This is a genomic window from Pseudomonas farris, from assembly GCF_019145235.1.
Lineage (GTDB): Bacteria > Pseudomonadota > Gammaproteobacteria > Pseudomonadales > Pseudomonadaceae > Aquipseudomonas > Aquipseudomonas farris.
Map to the genome: position 1 here is coordinate 72332 of NZ_JAHSTV010000009.1, position 18844 is coordinate 91175.

Genomic DNA, 18844 nt, shown 5'->3' on the forward strand with positions numbered 1-18844 from the left:
GAGGCTGCTGAATATAGAGAGGGAAGCTTTCAGCAGCCTTGCAGACCCGGTTGTGAATAGCTGACGCCGGGGGCGTAACCCAGTGTCGGTTTTTTCCGTGCCGCGTGTAGTTCTTAGTGCACCAGCATGCCGGTGAACCAGTAAGCCTGAGCCAACGTGATCAGGCCGACGATCGTTGCAAAGAATAGGCTGTGCTTGAGGGTGAAGCGGAACAGATCCGATTCCTTGCCCACCAGCCCGGTCGCGGCGCAGGCCACGGCGATCGATTGCGGCGAAATCATCTTGCCGGTCACGCCGCCGCTGGTATTCGCCGCCACCAGCAAGGTGTCGTTGACGCCGATCTGGTGCGCGGTGGTTGCTTGCAGCGAACTGAACAGTGCGTTGGACGAAGTATCGGAGCCGGTCAGGAACACGCCGAGCCAGCCGAGGAACGGCGAGAAGAACGGGAATGCCGCCCCCGTGCCTGCCAGTACCAGAGCCATGGTCGACGACATGCCCGAGTAGTTGGTGACGAAGGCGAAGGCCAGCACCATGCCGATGGACAGAATCGGCCAGCGCAGTTCGTAGAAGGTCTCTTTAAAAGTGGTAAGACCAGTTTTTAAATTGATCTTCAGCACCAGCATCGAGATCAGCGCCGAGAAGAAAATCGCCGTGCCGGTCGCGGAAATCGGATCGAGTTTGAACACCGCCGGAATCGCCGTCGGGGCGGTTACGATCGGGGCGACCTTGATCACCATTTGATCCAGATGCGGAATCGCGAAGTTGAATACCCAGCCATACATCGAGCCGCCTGCAGCGAACATCGCCTTGAACGGTTTCAGCGTCCAGATGGTGACCAGTACGGTGAGGATCAGGAACGGCGACCAGGCTTTGAAAATTTCCCCCAGGCTGTAGGGCGAAGCCACGGTGGTGCGCGGTTGGCCGAAACCACCTGCGCTGGCCACCACGGAAGCCGAGACTGCGCCGACGATGTGCGCGCCTGCGGCACGTTTTGGCTGCCAGATTTTCAGGAATAGTGTCAGGGAAATCAGGCTGGCCAGCGCCGAGGTGATGTCCGGCAGTTCCGGGCCGATGAAGTTCGAGGTGAAGTATTGGGTGATGGCGAAGCTCAAGCCGGCCACCAGTGCCGCGGGCCAGGTTTCCCGAACGCCGCGCAGGCCGTCCATCATGAACACCAGCCAGAACGGCACGAATAGCGACAGCAATGGCAGCTGGCGACCGGTCATGGCGCCGATCTTGAACGCGTCGATGCCGGTGACTTGCCCGGCGACGATGATCGGAATCCCCAATGCGCCAAAGGCTACCGGCGCGGTGTTGGCGATCAGGCACAGGCCGGCGGCGTACAGTGGGTTGAAGCCCAGTCCCACCAGCAGTGCGGCGGTAATAGCTACCGGTGCGCCGAAACCGGCTGCACCTTCCAGGAACGCGCCGAAGCAGAAACCGATCAGCAGCACTTGCAGGCGTTGGTCGTCGGTGATCGACAGCACCGAGCTGCGGATCACTTCGAATTGGCCACTTTTAACCGTCAGTTTGTACAGGAACACCGCTGCCACGATGATCCAGGCAATCGGCCACAAGCCGTAGGCGAAGCCATATCCGGCTGCCGCGAAGGCCATATCGACCGGCATCTGGAACGCGAAGATTGCCACGGCAATCGACAGCGCGAGGGTAATGCTGCCGGCCACGTGGCCTTTGAGGCGGAACACGGCCAAGGCCAGGAAGAAAAATACGATGGGGATGACGGCCGCGAGTGCGGACACGCCGAGACTGCCGAGCGGGCTGTAGAGCTGTTGCCAGGTTTGCATATGGGGTGGCCCCTAATTGTTGTTGGTCAGGCACTGGTCAGCGTTCTTGGATAATTGGTAATACCAATTTACAATCGCTGTTGGCTAGGGTAAAAGCCTTGTATGCGGTGTGTCAATTTGCCGCCCTAAAACTTTTGTCGAATGAGCGGTGCAGAACGCATCTGATCTGTTCGATCAAGCGTCGTCTGGTAGGTGCTGATGCAGCGCCGATAGGCCAGAATAGAGAGCCCGGCGAGCCGCCGGGATCGTGGAGAATTGAGTGATGGGGTTTGATCAGATTCGGCAGCGCCGTTTGTCTGACGATATTGTCGAGCAGCTCGAAGGGATGATTCTCGAGGGCACATTGAAGGCCGGCGAACGCCTGCCAGCAGAGCGTGCGTTGGCCGAGCAGTTCGGCGTGTCACGCCCTTCGTTGCGCGAAGCGATCCAGAAACTGGCGGCCAAAGGGTTGCTTGTGAGCCGTCAGGGCGGCGGTAACTACGTGGTGGAATCCCTGGGCTCGACGTTCAGCGATCCGCTGTTGCATCTGCTGGAAAGCAACCCCGAGGCCCAGCGCGATTTGCTGGAGTTTCGTCATACGCTGGAAGCATCCTGTGCCTACTACGCGGCATTGCGTGCCACAGACGTGGATCGCGAGCGGCTGACTGCAGCCTTCGATGAATTGCAGGACTGCTATTCGCGCCATGACGAAGTGAGTCGGGTGGAAGAGGGGGCGGCGGATGCAAGATTTCATTTGGCAATCGCCGAAGCCAGTCATAACGCGGTGTTGCTGCACACCATTCGTGGTCTGTTCGACCTGCTCAAGCGCAACGTGGTGACCAACATCGGCGGTATGTACAAACAGCGCACTGAAACCCGCGACATGTTGATCGCGCAGCACAGAGAATTGTATCTGGCGATTATCGAAGGTCGGGCAGAGCAAGCGCGGGAAGTTTCCAGTCGGCACATTTTGTATGTGCAGGAAGTGCTGGAAGAGGTGCGTCAGGAAGTGCAGCGCGTGGCTCGGGCGGAGCGGCGCAAGGGGATGTAATCAGTTAGTTCTTTGGTGATTGGACTATTGCATTCGCGAGCAAGCCCGCTCCCACAGGTTCCGGGTCTGCCACATAAATCTCGGCATCCACGGATAATGTGGGAGCGGGCTTGCTCGCGAAAGCGATCTGAAGGCGAAAGAACTAGTCTTCCTTACCCTTGTTTCGCACCGCACGCTGCAACTCACGACCGGCGTCGCGTTCGCGTTCGGTATCACGCTTGTCGTATTCCTTCTTGCCCTTGCCCAGAGCGATCTCGCACTTGACCATGTGCTTGCTCCAGTACCAGGAAAGGCATACGCAGGCGTAACCTTTTTGCTGCACGGCAGCGGCCAGCTTTTCCAGCTCGCGCCGATTGAGCAGCAATTTCCGGGTGCGGGTCGGATCAGCGATGACGTGGGTACTGGCAGTCATTAGCGGCGTAATGTGGCTGCCGAGCAGCCAGGCTTCGCCATCCTTGAGCAGTACGTAACTGTCAACCAGTTGTAGCTTGCTTGCCCGCAAACTTTTTACTTCCCAGCCGGCCAGGACCAGACCAGCCTCGAACTTATGCTCGATGAAGTAATCGTGTCGCGCCTTTTTGTTCTGCGCGATGGTCCCTGTTGGGTGTTTCTTCTGTTTAGCCATAGGGGCGGCATTATAGGGAGTTGCAAGCGAGTCGGCTACGGTATCGCTACGTGCTTGAGCAGGTTGATTGAATCCCGGACAATGCGGCCTCTTTTTTGAACGCTTGGGCGTGATAACGATGTCGACAGACAAGGTTTCTGTCCACGGCAGTTGGGCTAGCCGCTGGGTCTTCATACTCGCCGCGACCGGTTCGGCCGTGGGGCTGGGTAGTATCTGGAAATTCCCTTACATGGTCGGCGTCTACGGTGGCGGAGCCTTCGTGCTGATGTTCCTCGCCTGTATCGCGCTGATCGGTATGCCCGTCATGCTGGCCGAAACCCTGATCGGCCGCCGCGCGCGGCAGAGCCCGGCGAATGCCTTGAAGGTCCTGGCGCTGGAAGCGGGGCATTCGGCGAAGTGGTCCTGGGGTGCATTTGCCGGGATGATCACGGCGCTGCTAATCCTGTCTTTCTATAGTGTGGTCGGCGGCTGGTCGCTGGACTACATCATTGATATGGGTCGTGGCGACTTCCAGGGGGCGACGCCTGATCAGGTCGGTGCCTACTTTGGCGGTGTGATTGCCGATCCGTGGCGCCTGACACTTTGGCACACGATTTTCATGCTCCTCTCCGCCATTGTGATCGCCAAGGGCGTGGTCGCCGGGCTGGAACGTAGCCTGCGGATCATGATGCCACTGCTGTTCGTGATGATCCTGGTGTTGCTGGGCTACAGCATGACTACGGGCCATTTCATGGAGGGCGTGCATTTCATGTTCGACTTCCATCCGGAAAAAGTACTCGACGGCTTGCTGCCAGCGATGGGGCACGCTTTCTTTTCCCTGAGCGTAGGCGTCGGCTCGATCATGATCTATGGCGCTTATATGCCGAAGAGTTCGTCGATTTCCGGGACTGTGGTCGGCGTAGCACTGCTCGATACATTCGTCTCTCTGGTGGCCGGTCTGGCATTGTTTCCGATTGTGTTTGCCGCGGGCCTGAACCCGAGCGAAGGACCGGGGCTGATGTTCGTCAGCCTGCCGTTTGCCTTTGGTAACGTGGCGTTCGGCCAGTTGATGGGCGTAGTGTTCTTCGTGCTGGTAGCGATTGCGGCCTGGAGTTCGGCGATTTCCCTGCTCGAACCGATGGTGGCTTACCTGGTTGAACGCACGAAGATCAGCCGCGCCTGGGTCACCTTCTGGTTGGCATTCATCTGCTGGTTCGTCGGTCTGGGTACCGTGTTTTCCTTCAATATCTGGAAGGAAGCCAAGTTTTTCGTGAACGAAGGCGGGATGTTCCACCTCTATCAATGGGGGGCAGCCGGTGGTCTGGACTTCTTTGGTGTGATCGATTTCTTCACCTCGCGGATCATGTTGCCACTCGGTGGTTTGTGTTTCGTGGTGTTTGCGGGCTGGGTGATGGGGCGTGAAGCGGTGCGCGACGAATTGTCGATCCGCCGTCCGGTGCTGTTCGCCTTGTCCCTGTTCTTGATGCGCTATGTGGCGCCCATCGGCATTCTTGTAGTGTTTGCCGCCCAGCTGTGGAAGTAACGCTGACATGACGACACACATTCAACGTTCGGCCCTGCTGCCGTATCCGGCACAAGCGCTTTATGACCTGGTCAACGATGTGGCCAGCTATCCGCAATTCCTGCCGTGGTGCTCGTCGGCGGAAGTCCTGGAAAGTACTCCTGAGCTCATGCGTGCCCGCGTCGGCGTGGCCAAGGGTGGCCTGAGTCAGCATTTCGTGACGCGTAACACTCTGGTGCCAGGGCGTTCGATCGAGATGAACCTGGAGGAAGGTCCGTTCAGCCAGTTGCACGGGGTCTGGGTGTTCAAGCCGTTGGGCGAGAAGGCCTGCAAGATCAGCCTGGACTTGTCGTTCGACTACTCGGGGCCACTGGTGCGTGCGACGTTGGGGCCTTTGTTCAATCAGGCGGCGAATACGCTGATGGACGCGTTTTGCCAGCGTGCGAAGCAGATGCATGGTTGAGGCAATGATCAAGGTCGAAGTGGTGTATGCCGCTGTTGATCGTCAGGTACTGCTGACCGTAACGGTGCCGGTGGGTGCAACGGTGCGAGATGCGTTGCTCAAATCCGGCCTGAACAGCGAATTCCCTGAGCTGGATCTAGCCAGTTGTCCGGTTGGGATCTTTGGCAAAGTGATCGCTGAACCGGCCAATCGTCCGGTTCAGGCAGGGGATCGCCTCGAGATTTACCGGCCGTTGCTTGCCGATCCGAAAGAAGTTCGCCGGTTGCGCGCCGCCAAAGCGGCCGAGGCCAAAGCCCGGAATCAGTGATCCGGTTAAACGCCAGACGATAAAAAACCCGGACATGCCGGGTTTTTTATTGCGTCGCAAATTATTGCGGCGAGGTTTCCAGCGGTTCTGGCGTCGGGATTGGAACGGTTTCCACGTTGTCCACGTCCTTCTGGATCTGGTCCAGCAACGAGCCTGGCTTGACCGGTTTTTCTGGCTTCGGCTTCTCGGCGTTTTCTGCAGGCGTGGTCACGGTAGTGTCACTGTCCTTGCCGAGAATCGCTTCGTCGCGGCTCACGCCTGGCATGAAATCGCCAGAGAGGCTGACAAGTTGATCATTTGGGTTGAAGATAACGCTAATGCGTTCCTGTTGGCGTTCACCGCCACCCGGTTGCAGGCTGTACAGATAATCCCAGCGATCGGCATGGAACGTGTCAGTCAGCAGAGGGTTACCCATGATAAACCGTACTTGCCGGCGGGTCATTCCCGGGCGTAACTGGTCTATCATGTCCTGCGTGACGACATTGCCCTGCTGGATGTCGATTTTGTAAACCCCGGGGAATGAACAACCGGCGAGTGCGAGCAGTCCCACAAAGGTGAAACTGGTTAGCAAGAGCTTGGTGTTTTGCATCGGTGGGCGACTTCCACTATCTTGGCTGGGACAACGTAAACGCCGATCATACCCGCATTAAGAGAAGCTGCGAAGCAGCATCGCGAGAAAGCTGACCATGGTTGAAAATAGCGAACTACGCAAAGCCGGCCTCAAAGTGACCCTTCCACGGGTCAAAATTCTGCAAATGCTCGATTCCGCCGAGCAACGCCACATGAGTGCCGAGGATGTCTACAAGGCGCTGATGGAGGCTGGTGAGGACGTCGGTTTGGCCACGGTTTACCGTGTTCTGACCCAGTTCGAGGCAGCTGGCCTTGTGGTGCGGCACAACTTCGACGGAGGCCATGCGGTCTTCGAGCTGGACGACGGCAAGCATCACGACCATATGGTCAACGTCGAAACCAGTGAAGTGATCGAATTCTTCGACGAAGAAATCGAGCGGCTGCAGAAAGCAATCGTCGACAAGTATGGCTTCGAGATGGTTGATCACAATCTTGTACTGTACGTACGCAAGAAAAAGTAAGCATGTCGCGCGAACTTCAGGTTCGCGAAACGAACGAAGGCGACCCCAGGGTCGCCTTCGTGCTTTCTACCGTTCTTAAATTTTCGCGGTAACGACCATCTTTTTCGCGTGAGCCAGTGATTCCTTGGTGAGGTCGATGCCCCCCAGCATCCGTGCCACTTCTTCGACACGATCGGTCTTGCTCAGTTTGGAGACTGCCGTATGCGTGGCGTCTTCACCGCGAACCTTGTGTACAAATAAATGTTGATGCCCTTGCGCCGCCACTTGCGGCAAGTGAGTCACGGTTAGAACCTGCCCACGCTCCCCGAGGCGCCGCAGCAGCTGGCCGACAATCTCGGCGGTCGGGCCGCCGATGCCCACGTCCACTTCGTCGAACACCAGGGTTGGCACCCGCGAGGTCTGCGCAGTGATCACCTGAATCGCCAGGCTGATACGCGACAGTTCTCCACCCGACGCCACTTTCGCCAGGGCTTTCAACGGTTGCCCCGGGTTGGCGCTCACCAGCAGTTCTACCTGTTCAAGCCCATTGGGCAGCAGTTCGTCGCTGCTGTTGGGGCGCAGTTCGATGGTGAAGCGGCCGCCGGGCATGCCCAGGCGCTGGATTTCCTGTTCCACGGCACTGGCCAGGCTGCTCGAGGCTTGGTGCCGCAGATCGCTCAGATCCCGAGCCTTCTCCTGATAATGGCGGGCGTAGGAGGCCAGCTCATCGCTCAATCGCTCGATGGATTCATCGTTGGCGTTCAGGGTTTCGATTTCATCGAGTAGCTTCTGCTGCATCTCGGCGACTTCGGTCGGCTGGATGCGGTGTTTGCGTGCCAGGGTGTAGATGGCGTCGAGGCGCTCTTCCAGGTACTGAAGACGTGCCGGGTCGGCGTCGAAGTTGTCGAGAAAGCGGTTCAACTCGCCTACGGCTTCTTCAACCTGAATCTGCGCACTGGTCAGCAGGCTGCTAGCTTCGCCCAAGGCGCCGATCGAATTGTTCACGCTCGATAGGCGGTTAAGGCTGGCGGTCAGCGCGTTCAGTACGTTGCCGGAATCACTTTCGCTGCATTGTTCGACCACTTGCCGACAAATACCCAGCAAGGTTTCGGCGTTGGTCAGGTTCTTGTGTTCCTGTTCCAGCTGCTCCAGCTCGTTTTCGCCGAGGCCGAGGTTTTCCAGTTCTTCGAGTTGGTAGCTGAGCAACTGATGGCGGGCGCGCTGTTCGTCGCCGGAGTTGGAAAGGCGTTCCAGTTCCTGGCGGGTCTGGCGCCAGCGTTGGGCAGCCAATTGCACCTGGCGGGCCAGGTCTGTGGCGCCGGCGTATTCGTCGAGCAGACGGCGGTGAGTATCGGTTTTGAGCAGGGATTGGTGTTCGTGCTGGCTGTGGATATCGATCAGCAACTCGCCCAAGGCTTTCAGATCGCTGAGGGGGCAGGGGGTGCCGTTGATATAGCCGCGGGATCGCCCTTCAGCGGTGATCACTCGACGCAGAATGCACGGGCCGTCGTTCTCGAGGTCTCGTTCGGCCAGCCAGGCGCTGGCTTCCGGGATGTCGACCAGATCGAAGGTGGCCAGGATATCGGCCTTGTCGGCGCCCGGGCGGACCACGCCGCTGTCGGCGCGATCGCCCAGGGTCAGGCCGAGGGCGTCGAGCATGATCGACTTGCCGGCGCCGGTTTCCCCTGTGATCACGCTCATCCCGCGATCGAGTTCGAGATCGAGATGTTCAACGATGGCGTAGTTGTGTACGGACAGGTGCACCAGCATAAAGGCCGCTCCCAGGCTTTAGGTCTGGTTATTTATACAGTGTTTTGTTTCGGGCTGACAATGCCCCCTCTTAGGTCGATTTGCTTGATTGAAAGAAATCCTTAGTGCGATGAGGAATGACAATGCAGCTGTTTTTTGTAGGGTTAATCATCAAATAGCCCTTGAAGCTGAATTTTGCGGCCCCATATACCGGGCAGAAGCGCGAGTTGAGCTCGCGGACGATATTGGAAGGAGAAATCTATGGCTGACGAACAGACAGTGGATACGCAAAATCTAGACGCCAACCAGGGCCCCGAGGCTTCGGGTGAAGACCTGGCGGCTCGTGTGCAAGTGCTCGAAGAGCAATTGGCTGGTGCGCAGGATCAGGCTTTGCGTGTAGCCGCCGATCTGCAGAACGTCCGCCGCCGTGCCGAGCAGGACGTTGAAAAGGCTCACAAATTTGCCTTGGAAAAGTTCGCTGGCGACCTGCTGCCGATCATCGACAGCCTGGAGCGCGGTCTGGAGCTATCCAACCCTGACGACGAAAACATTCGTCCGATGCGCGAAGGGATCGAGCTGACCCTGAAAATGTTCCAGGACACCCTGAAACGCTATCACCTGGAAGCGATTGATCCTGAAGGCGAACCCTTCAACGCTTCGCATCACCAGGCAATGGCCATGCAGGAAAGCGCCGACGTCGAGCCAAACAGCGTGCTCAAGGTGTTTCAGAAGGGCTACCAGCTTCACGGTCGCCTGCTGCGCCCGGCCATGGTCGTGGTCAGCAAGGCACCTGCACCGGTTTCGCCTTCGATTGACGAGCAGGCTTGAAATTAGCCGCAAGGCCCCCATTTAGAAGTCAAGCGTTTAAGTGCTACCGCAGTCAGCCACCACTACTGCGGCATCCAAATCCAAAGTTTCGGGAGAGTGAACATGGGCAAAATTATCGGTATCGACCTGGGGACTACCAACTCCTGCGTCTCCGTGCTGGAAAACGGCAAAGCCAAAGTGATTGAAAACGCTGAAGGCGCGCGTACCACGCCGTCGATCATCGCTTATGCCAACGACGGTGAAATCCTGGTTGGCCAGTCGGCCAAGCGTCAGGCAGTGACCAATCCGCATAACACCCTGTACGCGGTGAAGCGTCTGATCGGTCGTCGTTTTGACGAAGAAGTCGTACAGAAAGACATCCAGATGGTCCCTTACAAGATCGTCAAGGCTGACAACAACGACGCCTGGGTTGAAGTGAACGGCCAGAAAATGGCGCCGCCACAAATTTCGGCTGAAATTCTGAAGAAAATGAAGAAGACCGCCGAAGACTACCTCGGCGAGCCAGTGACCGAAGCGGTGATCACCGTTCCGGCCTACTTCAACGACAGCCAGCGTCAAGCCACCAAAGACGCCGGCCGCATCGCGGGCCTGGACGTTAAACGTATCATTAACGAACCAACCGCAGCCGCACTGGCCTACGGTATGGACAAGGCGAAAGGCGATCACACCGTGATCGTTTACGACCTGGGCGGCGGTACTTTCGACGTTTCCGTGATCGAAATCGCTGAAGTCGATGGCGAGCACCAGTTCGAAGTGTTGGCCACCAACGGTGACACTTTCCTGGGCGGTGAAGACTTTGACATTCGTCTGATCGACTACCTCGTTGACGAGTTCAAGAAAGAAAGCGGCATGAACCTCAAGGGTGACCCGCTGGCCATGCAGCGCCTGAAAGAAGCCGCTGAGAAAGCCAAGATCGAACTGTCCTCGAGCCAGTCGACCGACGTGAACCTGCCGTACATCACTGCAGACGCTACCGGTCCTAAGCATTTGAACGTGAAAATCTCCCGCGCCAAGCTCGAAGCGCTGGTTGAAGACCTGGTTCAGCGCACCATCGAACCTTGCCGCATCGCGATGAAAGACGCCGGTATCGACGTTGGTTCGATCAACGACGTGATCCTGGTCGGCGGTCAGACCCGTATGCCACTGGTTCAGAAGCTGGTGACCGATTTCTTCGGTAAAGAAGCACGTAAAGACGTCAACCCTGACGAAGCTGTTGCCATGGGTGCTGCTATCCAGGGCGCGGTATTGGCCGGTGACGTGAAAGACGTTCTGCTGCTCGACGTTAGCCCGCTGACCCTGGGTATCGAAACCATGGGCGGCGTGATGACCGCGCTGATCGAGAAAAACACCACGATTCCTACCAAGAAATCGCAAGTGTTCTCGACTGCCGACGACAACCAGGGCGCAGTGACCATTCACGTACTGCAAGGTGAGCGTAAGCAAGCCGCACAGAACAAGTCCCTGGGCAAGTTCGACCTGGCCGAGATTCCACCAGCACCACGTGGCGTGCCACAAATCGAAGTGACCTTCGACATCGACGCCAACGGCATCCTGCACGTCGGCGCGAAAGACAAGGCTACCGGCAAGACTCAGTCGATCGTGATCAAGGCCAACTCCGGTCTGTCCGAGGAAGAAATTCAGCAGATGGTTCGCGATGCTGAAGTGAACGCTGAAGAAGACCGCAAGTTCGAAGAGCTGGCCAGCGCCCGTAACCAAGGCGATGCCCTGGTTCACTCGACGCGCAAAATGGTCGCTGATGCTGGCGACAAAGTGAGCGCTGAAGAGAAGACTGCAATCGAAGCAGCTGTAGTTGCCCTGGAAACCGCCATCAAAGGCGACGACAAGGCCGCTATCGAAGCCAAGGTTGAAGAGCTGTCCAAGGTCTCTGCGCCAGTGGCTCAGAAAATGTACGCTGATCAGGCTCAGCCAGCTGAAGGCGCGGCGCCGAAAGACGAATCGGCTGAAAAGGCTGACGACGTTGTCGATGCCGAGTTCGAAGAAGTCAAAGACCACAAGTAAGTTGTTGGTCGCCCGGTTGACTGCCTTCAGGCGGTGACTGGTAGGATGTCGCCGCGCGGGAGCTTGCTCCCGCGTTGGCGTGTCTGGAGTAAGCGAATTTTTACAGCATGCGACAACGCTCGGATGTTGGCGGTATGACCGGAAATGCTCCTGCTTTTCGAGTCGAAAGTACCGCATCGAATCAAAGACCAGGATCGTTGAATTGACGTGAGTTGGGTCCGGGCCTGTATTGGGGCTCAACGAGTTTGGCGAGGCTCAGGAGAGGTTTGCCGAACGTCCTTAAGAGTGCAAAGACTTATGGCAAAGCGTGACTATTACGAAGTATTGGGTGTTGAGCGTGGTTCAAGCGAAGCGGACCTGAAAAAGGCCTACCGTCGCCTGGCGATGAAGCACCACCCGGACCGTAATCCCGATGACAAAGCGTCGGAAGATATGTTCAAGGAGGCCAACGAGGCCTACGAAGTGCTGTCCGATTCCAGCAAGCGCGCGGCTTATGACCAATACGGTCATGCCGGTGTCGACCCGAGCATGGGTGGCGGCGGTGCCGGGTTTGGCGGTCAGAACTTCTCCGACATCTTTGGCGATGTCTTCAGTGACTTCTTCGGTGGCGGCCGCGGCGGTGCTCGTGGCGGCGCTCAGCGCGGCAGCGACCTGCGTTACACCCTGGAGCTGAACCTGGAAGAGGCGGTGCGCGGCACGACCGTGAATATCCGCGTTCCGACACTGGTCAACTGCAAGCCGTGCGATGGTTCGGGTGCCAAGAAAGGCTCCTCGCCGATCACTTGCCCGACGTGCGGCGGTATTGGTCAGGTGCGCATGCAGCAGGGCTTCTTCTCGGTGCAGCAGACCTGCCCGCGCTGCCATGGCCAAGGCAAGATCATTTCCGATCCGTGCGATTCCTGCCACGGCGAAGGTCGTGTCGAAGAGTACAAGACCCTGTCGGTGAAAGTGCCGGCCGGTGTTGATACCGGTGACCGCATTCGTCTGTCTGGCGAAGGCGAGGCGGGTGCGCAGGGTGGCCCGACTGGCGACCTGTACGTGGTGATCAATGTGCGCGAGCACGCAATCTTCCAGCGTGACGGCAAGCACCTGTTCTGCGAAGTGCCAATCAGCTTCGTCGACGCAGCGCTGGGCGGCGAGCTGGAGATTCCGACCCTCGATGGTCGGGTCAAGCTGAAGATCCCTGAAGGGACTCAGACCGGTAAGCAGTTCCGTGTTCGCGGTAAAGGCGTCGCGCCGGTTCGTGGTGGCGGTGCTGGTGACCTGATGTGCCGCGTGGCGGTCGAAACCCCGGTCAACCTGGGTCGTCGTCAGCGCGAATTGCTGGAGGAGTTGCGCAGCTCCCTGGCGGGTGACAACAGTCATTCTCCGAAAACCACCGGTTGGTTCGAAGGCGTGAAGCGCTTCTTCGGCGATTTGTAAGGAGTCGGCATGCGACGTATAGCTGTGATGGGCGCTGCCGGGCGCATGGGCAAGATTCTGGTCGAGGCAGTGCAGCAACGCGCGCCGCTGACCGGCCTGACGGCAGCCATCGTGCGCCCCGGCAGCACGCTGATTGGCGTGGATGCCGGTGAGCTGGCATCGCTGGGACGAATCGGTGTGCCGCTGTCCGGTAAGCTGGATGCGGTGGCCGATGAGTTCGATGTGTTGATCGACTTCACGCTCCCTGAAGTCATGCTGAAAAACCTGGCGTTCTGCCGTAAGGCGGGCAAGGCCATGGTGATCGGCACGACGGGGTTGGACGCCGCGCAGAAGCAGTTGCTGGTCGAGGCGAGCGAAGATATTGCGATTGTGTTCGCGGCCAATTTCAGTGTCGGGGTAAACCTGTCGCTGAAGCTGCTCGATATGGCGGCCCGTGTGCTGGGCGATGACGCGGATATCGAAATCATCGAAGCCCATCATCGGCACAAGATCGATGCGCCTTCAGGCACGGCTCTGCGCATGGGCGAAGTGATCGCCAATGCACTCGATCGTGATCTGCAGAAGGTTGCGGTTTATGGTCGTGAAGGACACACCGGTGCGCGTGAGCGCGAAACGATCGGCTTCGCGACTGTTCGCGGTGGTGATGTGGTCGGTGATCATACGGTGCTGTTCGCCTGTGAAGGCGAGCGACTGGAAATCACTCACAAGGCATCCAGTCGCATGACCTTCGCCAAGGGCGCGGTACGTGCAGCTTTGTGGCTGGATGGTCGTGAGCCAGGCCTTTACGACATGCAAGACGTGCTCGACCTGCGGTAAGATGTGCCCGAAATCGGGTTCAAACTCAGCGTTTGGGCCCGGTTTTATTCCGCCAAGCGACGTCCTGTCGCATTCTCCGGCCTTTAGGGCTCATTGGCGGTAGACCAAAAATGCCTTTTTCTGTAAGCTACAGCTTTAGTGTGTCCACTAAAAGCGCGCAGAATAATTCGATGAAGAAGCGGGGTGACGTGTCCATACGTCACTCCGCTTTTTTACAACCTGCGATCGCCCTTTCAGGCTTTATTTACGGGAGGTCTTCTTGACTAAGCCAGCCATACTCGCCCTTGCTGATGGCAGCATTTTTCGCGGCGAAGCCATTGGAGCCGACGGTCAAACCGTTGGTGAGGTGGTGTTCAACACCGCCATGACCGGCTATCAGGAAATCCTTACCGATCCTTCCTACGCCCAACAGATCGTTACCCTGACGTACCCGCACATCGGCAATACCGGCACCACGCCGGAAGACGCCGAGTCCGACCGCGTCTGGTCCGCTGGCCTGGTCATTCGTGACCTGCCACTGGTTGCGAGCAACTGGCGCAACACGATGTCACTGTCCGACTACCTGAAAGCCAACAATGTGGTGGCAATCGCCGGTATCGACACTCGCCGCCTGACACGCATCCTGCGTGAGAAAGGCGCACAGAACGGCTGCATCATGGCCGGTGACAACATTTCCGAAGAAGCCGCCATCGCCGCTGCTCAGGGTTTCCCTGGTCTCAAAGGCATGGACCTGGCAAAAGTCGTCAGCACCAAAGAGAAGTACGAGTGGCGCTCGACGGTCTGGGATCTGAAAACCGACAGCCATGCAACTATCGAAGCCTCCGAGCTGCCATACCATGTTGTGGCCTACGACTACGGCGTCAAGCTGAACATCCTGCGCATGCTGGTCGAGCGCGGTTGCCGCGTGACCGTGGTGCCTGCACAGACTCCGGCCGCCGAAGCGCTGGCACTGAAACCTGACGGCGTGTTCCTGTCCAACGGCCCGGGCGACCCTGAGCCATGCGACTACGCGATCCAGGCAATCAAGGACGTGCTGGAAACCGAGATTCCGGTGTTCGGCATCTGCCTCGGTCACCAACTGCTGGCTCTGGCCTCCGGCGCCAAGACCCTGAAAATGGGCCACGGCCACCACGGTGCCAACCACCCGGTCCAGGATCTGGACAGCGGTGTGGTGATGATCACCAGCCAGAACCACGGTTTTGCGGTAGACGAAGCGACCCTGCCAGGCAACGTTCGGGCGATCCACAAATCGCTCTTCGACGGCACCCTGCAAGGCATCGAGCGTACCGACAAGAGCGCCTTCAGCTTCCAGGGTCACCCTGAAGCCAGCCCTGGCCCGAACGACGTAGCGCCACTGTTTGATCGCTTCATCAACGAAATGGCCAAGCGACGCTAATCGCTCGCCCTGATGTAGCGAAGCCTGAGGGCGGTCCCGAAACCGGTGGCCCCCTCAAGGCTTCAGAGATTGAACAAGACGGCTTGCCGACTGACCTGCGGATTTGAGTGACAACCCATGCCAAAACGTACAGACATTAAAAGCATCCTGATTCTCGGCGCTGGCCCGATCGTGATCGGCCAGGCCTGCGAATTCGACTACTCCGGCGCCCAGGCCTGTAAAGCCCTGCGCGAAGAGGGTTACCGCGTCATCCTGGTGAACTCCAACCCGGCGACCATCATGACCGACCCGGACATGGCCGACGCCACGTACATCGAGCCGATCAAGTGGCAGACCGTTGCCAAGATCATCGAGAAAGAGCGTCCGGACGCGCTGCTGCCAACCATGGGTGGCCAGACCGCTCTGAACTGTGCACTGGACCTGGAGCGCGAAGGCGTTCTGGAGAAGTTCGGCGTAGAGATGATCGGCGCCAACGCGGACACCATTGACAAGGCTGAAGACCGTTCGCGTTTCGACAAGGCGATGAAATCCATCGGCCTGGACTGCCCGCGTTCGGGTATCGCCCACAGCATGGAAGAAGCCAACGCGGTTCTCGAGCGTCTCGGCTTCCCGTGCATCATTCGTCCGTCCTTCACCATGGGCGGCACCGGTGGCGGTATCGCTTACAACCGTGAAGAGTTCGAAGAAATCTGCGCCCGCGGTCTGGACCTGTCGCCGACCAAAGAGTTGCTGATCGACGAATCGCTGATCGGCTGGAAAGAGTACGAGATGGAGGTTGTCCGCGATAAGAAGGACAACTGCATCATCGTCTGCTCCATCGAAAACTTTGACCCGATGGGCGTGCACACCGGTGACTCGATCACCGTTGCTCCGGCACAAACCCTGACGGACAAGGAATACCAGATCATGCGTAACGCCTCGTTGGCGGTACTGCGTGAGATCGGCGTGGAAACCGGCGGCTCCAACGTTCAGTTCGGTATCTGCCCGGACACCGGCCGCATGGTCGTGATCGAGATGAACCCGCGTGTATCCCGCTCTTCGGCACTGGCCTCGAAAGCCACTGGTTTCCCGATTGCGCGTATCGCTGCCAAGCTGGCGATCGGCTACACCCTGGACGAGCTGCAGAACGAAATCACCGGCGGCGCTACTCCTGCATCCTTCGAGCCTTCCATCGACTACGTAGTGACCAAGCTGCCACGCTTCGCCTTCGAGAAATTCCCGAAAGCCGACGCGCGCCTGACCACTCAAATGAAGTCGGTCGGTGAAGTCATGGCCATCGGCCGGACCTTCCAGGAATCCCTGCAGAAAGCCCTGCGCGGTCTGGAAGTGGGCGTTTGCGGCCTGGACGAGAAGCTCGACCTGAGCAACCCGGAAAGCATGAGCATCCTCAAGCGCGAACTGACCGTGCCGGGCGCCGAGCGTATCTGGTACGTCGCTGACGCGTTCCGCGCCGGCCTGTCGGTCGAAGACATTTTCGGCATGAACATGATCGACCCGTGGTTCCTGGTGCAGATCGAAGATCTGATCAAGGAAGAAGAGAAGGTCAAGACCCTGGGTCTGGCCAGCATCGACCACGACTTGATGTTCCGCCTCAAGCGCAAAGGTTTCTCCGACATGCGTCTGGCCAAGCTGCTGGGCGTGACCGAGAAGGCTCTGCGTCGCCACCGTCACAAGCTGGAAATCTTCCCGGTCTACAAGCGCGTTGACACCTGCGCGGCCGAGTTCGCCACCGACACCGCTTACCTCTACTCGACGTACGAGGAAGAGTGCGAAGCCGCGCCGTCGGGCCGCGACAAGATCATGATCCTCGGCGGCGGTCCAAACCGTATCGGCCAGGGTATCGAGTTCGACTATTGCTGCGTACACGCGGCACTGGCCCTGCGCGAAGACGGTTACGAGACCATCATGGTCAACTGCAACCCGGAAACCGTTTCCACCGACTACGACACCTCCGATCGCCTGTACTTCGAACCAGTGACCTTGGAAGACGTACTGGAAATCGTCCGCGTCGAGAAGCCGAAAGGCGTGATCGTCCAGTACGGCGGCCAAACCCCGCTGAAACTGGCGCGAGCCCTGGAAGAAGCCGGCGTGCCAATCATCGGCACCAGCCCTGACGCCATCGACCGTGCCGAAGATCGTGAGCGCTTCCAGCAAATGGTTGAGCGCCTGAACCTGCGTCAGCCGCCAAACGCCACCGTGCGCAGCGAAGACGAAGCGATTCGTGCCGCGGCCAAGATCGGTTATCCGTTGGTGGTTCGTCCGTCCTACGTACTGGGCGGCCGTGCGATGGAAATCGTCTACGAAGAAGAAGAACTCAAGCGCTACTTGCGTGATGCGGTGAAAGTGTCCAACGACAGCCCGGTGTTGCTCGATCACTTCCTCAATTGCGCGATCGAAATGGACGTGGATGCGGTCTGCGACGGCACCGACGTGGTGATCGGCGCGATCATGCAGCACATCGAGCAGGCCGGCGTTCACTCCGGTGACTCCGCGTGCTCCCTGCCGCCGTACTCGCTGCCTGCTCACATCCAGGACGAGATGCGCGAACAGGTCAAGAAAATGGCCCTGGAGCTGGGCGTTGTCGGCCTGATGAACGTTCAGTTGGCGCTGCAAGGCGAAGACATCTACGTCATCGAAGTCAACCCGCGCGCTTCCCGTACCGTTCCGTTCGTGTCCAAGTGCATCGGTGTTTCCCTGGCAATGATCGCGGCTCGCGTGATGGCCGGTAAAACCCTGAAGGAAATCGGCTTCACCAAAGAAATCATTCCGAACTTCTACAGCGTGAAAGAGGCGGTGTTCCCATTCGCCAAATTCCCTGGCGTGGACCCGATCCTGGGCCCAGAGATGAAGTCCACCGGTGAAGTGATGGGCGTGGGCGACACCTTCGGCGAAGCCTTTGCCAAAGCCCAGATGGGTGCCAGCGAAGTACTGCCGACTGGCGGCACCGCGTTCATCAGCGTGCGTGACGATGACAAGCCACTGGTTGCAGGCGTGGCCCGTGATCTGATCAACTTGGGCTTCGAAGTGGTCGCCACTGCCGGTACTGCCAAGCTGATCGAAGCCGCAGGCCTGAAAGTGCGTCGTGTGAACAAGGTAACCGAGGGTCGTCCGCACGTGGTCGACATGATCAAGAATGACGAAGTCACTCTGATCATCAACACCACCGAAGGTCGCCAGTCGATCGCCGATTCCTACTCCATTCGTCGTAATGCCTTGCAGCACAAGATCTACTGCACCACTACCATTGCTGCTGGCGAAGCTATCTGCGAAGCGCTGAAGTTCGGTCCCGAGAAGACCGTGCGCCGCTTGCAGGATCTACACGCAGGATTGAAGGCATGATCAAATACCCAATGACCGTCCAGGGCGCGAAAGCCCTGGAAGAAGAACACGCTCACCTGACCAAGGTCGTCCGTCCGAAGCTTAGCCAGGACATCGGTACGGCCCGCGAGTTGGGTGACTTGAAGGAAAACGCCGAATACCACGCTGCTCGCGAGCAGCAGGGTATGGTCGAGGCGCGGATTCGTGACATTGAAGGCCGGATTCAGAATCAGGTCATCATCGATGTCACGACCATTCCTCACACCGGCAAAGTGATTTTCGGCACCACCGTTGAAATCGCTAACGTCGAGACTGATGAGCGCGTCACTTACCACATCGTGGGTGAGGATGAGGCTGACTTCAAACTTGGTAAGATTTCGGTGGGTTCGCCACTGGCCCGCGCCTTGATTGCCAAGGAAGAGGGGGATGTGGTCGCCGTGAAAACGCCGGGTGGCGTTATCGAGTACGAGATTGTCGAAGTTCGCCACCTCTGAA

General features: G+C 58.4%; 16 protein-coding genes. 12 read left to right on the forward strand and 4 right to left on the reverse strand.

What is annotated here, in order from left to right; translation table 11 throughout:
* Nucleotides 1–113: 113 nt before the first annotated feature.
* A complete protein-coding gene (locus KVG95_RS19460; protein ID WP_217857592.1) occupies nucleotides 114–1805 on the reverse strand; it encodes a lactate permease LctP family transporter in 1692 nt (563 codons plus the stop codon).
* 262 nt (nucleotides 1806–2067) lie between these two features.
* Between KVG95_RS19460 and KVG95_RS19465 the strand changes: the two genes are divergently transcribed.
* Nucleotides 2068–2835: a GntR family transcriptional regulator gene (locus tag KVG95_RS19465; protein WP_052965686.1), complete on the forward strand. Its 768-nt coding sequence runs from the start codon at nucleotides 2068–2070 to the stop codon at nucleotides 2833–2835.
* Between the two features lie 142 nt (nucleotides 2836–2977).
* Here KVG95_RS19465 and smpB read toward each other — a convergent pair whose 3' ends face one another.
* Nucleotides 2978–3460 (reverse strand): SsrA-binding protein SmpB, encoded by a 483-nt coding sequence (gene smpB / locus KVG95_RS19470; RefSeq protein WP_007900551.1) that lies wholly within the window; start codon nucleotides 3458–3460, stop codon nucleotides 2978–2980.
* Nucleotides 3461–3578: 118 nt separating this feature from the next.
* Here smpB and KVG95_RS19475 point away from each other — a divergent pair, with 118 nt between their 5' ends.
* Genes KVG95_RS19475 through KVG95_RS19485 form a run of 3 tightly spaced genes read left to right on the forward strand, consistent with a single transcriptional unit; the run spans nucleotide 3579 to nucleotide 5731 of the window.
* Entirely contained in the window at nucleotides 3579–4982 is a 1404-nt protein-coding gene (locus KVG95_RS19475) for a sodium-dependent transporter (RefSeq protein WP_217857593.1), read from the forward strand.
* Between the two features lie 7 nt (nucleotides 4983–4989).
* Entirely contained in the window at nucleotides 4990–5424 is a 435-nt protein-coding gene (locus KVG95_RS19480) for a type II toxin-antitoxin system RatA family toxin (protein ID WP_217857594.1), read from the forward strand.
* Nucleotides 5417–5731 carry an RnfH family protein gene (locus KVG95_RS19485; protein ID WP_123498872.1) on the forward strand — a complete coding sequence of 105 codons (315 nt, stop codon included), beginning with the start codon at nucleotides 5417–5419 and terminating at the stop codon, nucleotides 5729–5731. The genes KVG95_RS19480 and KVG95_RS19485 overlap by 8 nt, the downstream gene beginning before the upstream one ends.
* Nucleotides 5732–5792: 61 nt before the next feature.
* Here the strand turns inward: KVG95_RS19485 and KVG95_RS19490 are convergent, their stop codons facing one another.
* On the reverse strand, nucleotides 5793–6320 hold the full coding sequence (locus KVG95_RS19490) for an outer membrane protein assembly factor BamE (RefSeq protein ID WP_217857595.1): 528 nt from the start codon (nucleotides 6318–6320) through the stop codon (nucleotides 5793–5795).
* A gap of 97 nt (nucleotides 6321–6417) precedes the next feature.
* Between KVG95_RS19490 and fur the strand changes: the two genes are divergently transcribed.
* Nucleotides 6418–6822 (forward strand): ferric iron uptake transcriptional regulator, encoded by a 405-nt coding sequence (gene fur, locus KVG95_RS19495; RefSeq protein ID WP_003197684.1) that lies wholly within the window; start codon nucleotides 6418–6420, stop codon nucleotides 6820–6822.
* 75 nt (nucleotides 6823–6897) lie between these two features.
* Here the strand turns inward: fur and recN are convergent, their stop codons facing one another.
* On the reverse strand, nucleotides 6898–8571 hold the full coding sequence (gene recN / locus KVG95_RS19500; protein WP_217857596.1) for a DNA repair protein RecN: 1674 nt from the start codon (nucleotides 8569–8571) through the stop codon (nucleotides 6898–6900).
* Between the two features lie 240 nt (nucleotides 8572–8811).
* Between recN and grpE the strand changes: the two genes are divergently transcribed.
* From grpE to greA, 7 genes are all read left to right on the forward strand, one after another.
* The gene (gene grpE / locus KVG95_RS19505) at nucleotides 8812–9378 is read left to right on the forward strand and encodes a nucleotide exchange factor GrpE (RefSeq protein ID WP_007900531.1); all 567 of its coding nucleotides are present in this window, start codon (nucleotides 8812–8814) and stop codon (nucleotides 9376–9378) included.
* A 102-nt stretch (nucleotides 9379–9480) separates the two neighbouring features.
* Nucleotides 9481–11397, forward strand: a complete 1917-nt coding sequence (gene dnaK, locus KVG95_RS19510) for a molecular chaperone DnaK (RefSeq protein WP_052965675.1) — start codon at nucleotides 9481–9483, stop codon at nucleotides 11395–11397.
* A gap of 297 nt (nucleotides 11398–11694) precedes the next feature.
* A complete protein-coding gene (gene dnaJ, locus KVG95_RS19515) occupies nucleotides 11695–12819 on the forward strand; it encodes a molecular chaperone DnaJ (protein WP_007900528.1) in 1125 nt (374 codons plus the stop codon).
* Nucleotides 12820–12828: 9 nt separating this feature from the next.
* On the forward strand, nucleotides 12829–13635 hold the full coding sequence (gene dapB / locus KVG95_RS19520; RefSeq protein WP_217857597.1) for a 4-hydroxy-tetrahydrodipicolinate reductase: 807 nt from the start codon (nucleotides 12829–12831) through the stop codon (nucleotides 13633–13635).
* Nucleotides 13636–13894: 259 nt separating this feature from the next.
* Entirely contained in the window at nucleotides 13895–15031 is a 1137-nt protein-coding gene (gene carA / locus KVG95_RS19525) for a glutamine-hydrolyzing carbamoyl-phosphate synthase small subunit (protein ID WP_217857598.1), read from the forward strand.
* A gap of 117 nt (nucleotides 15032–15148) precedes the next feature.
* The gene (gene carB / locus KVG95_RS19530) at nucleotides 15149–18370 is read left to right on the forward strand and encodes a carbamoyl-phosphate synthase large subunit (RefSeq protein WP_038978902.1); all 3222 of its coding nucleotides are present in this window, start codon (nucleotides 15149–15151) and stop codon (nucleotides 18368–18370) included.
* Nucleotides 18367–18843, forward strand: a complete 477-nt coding sequence (gene greA / locus KVG95_RS19535) for a transcription elongation factor GreA (protein WP_007942892.1) — start codon at nucleotides 18367–18369, stop codon at nucleotides 18841–18843. Before carB ends, greA begins: the two co-directional genes overlap by 4 nt.
* The last annotated feature ends 1 nt before the right edge of the window (nucleotide 18844 follow it).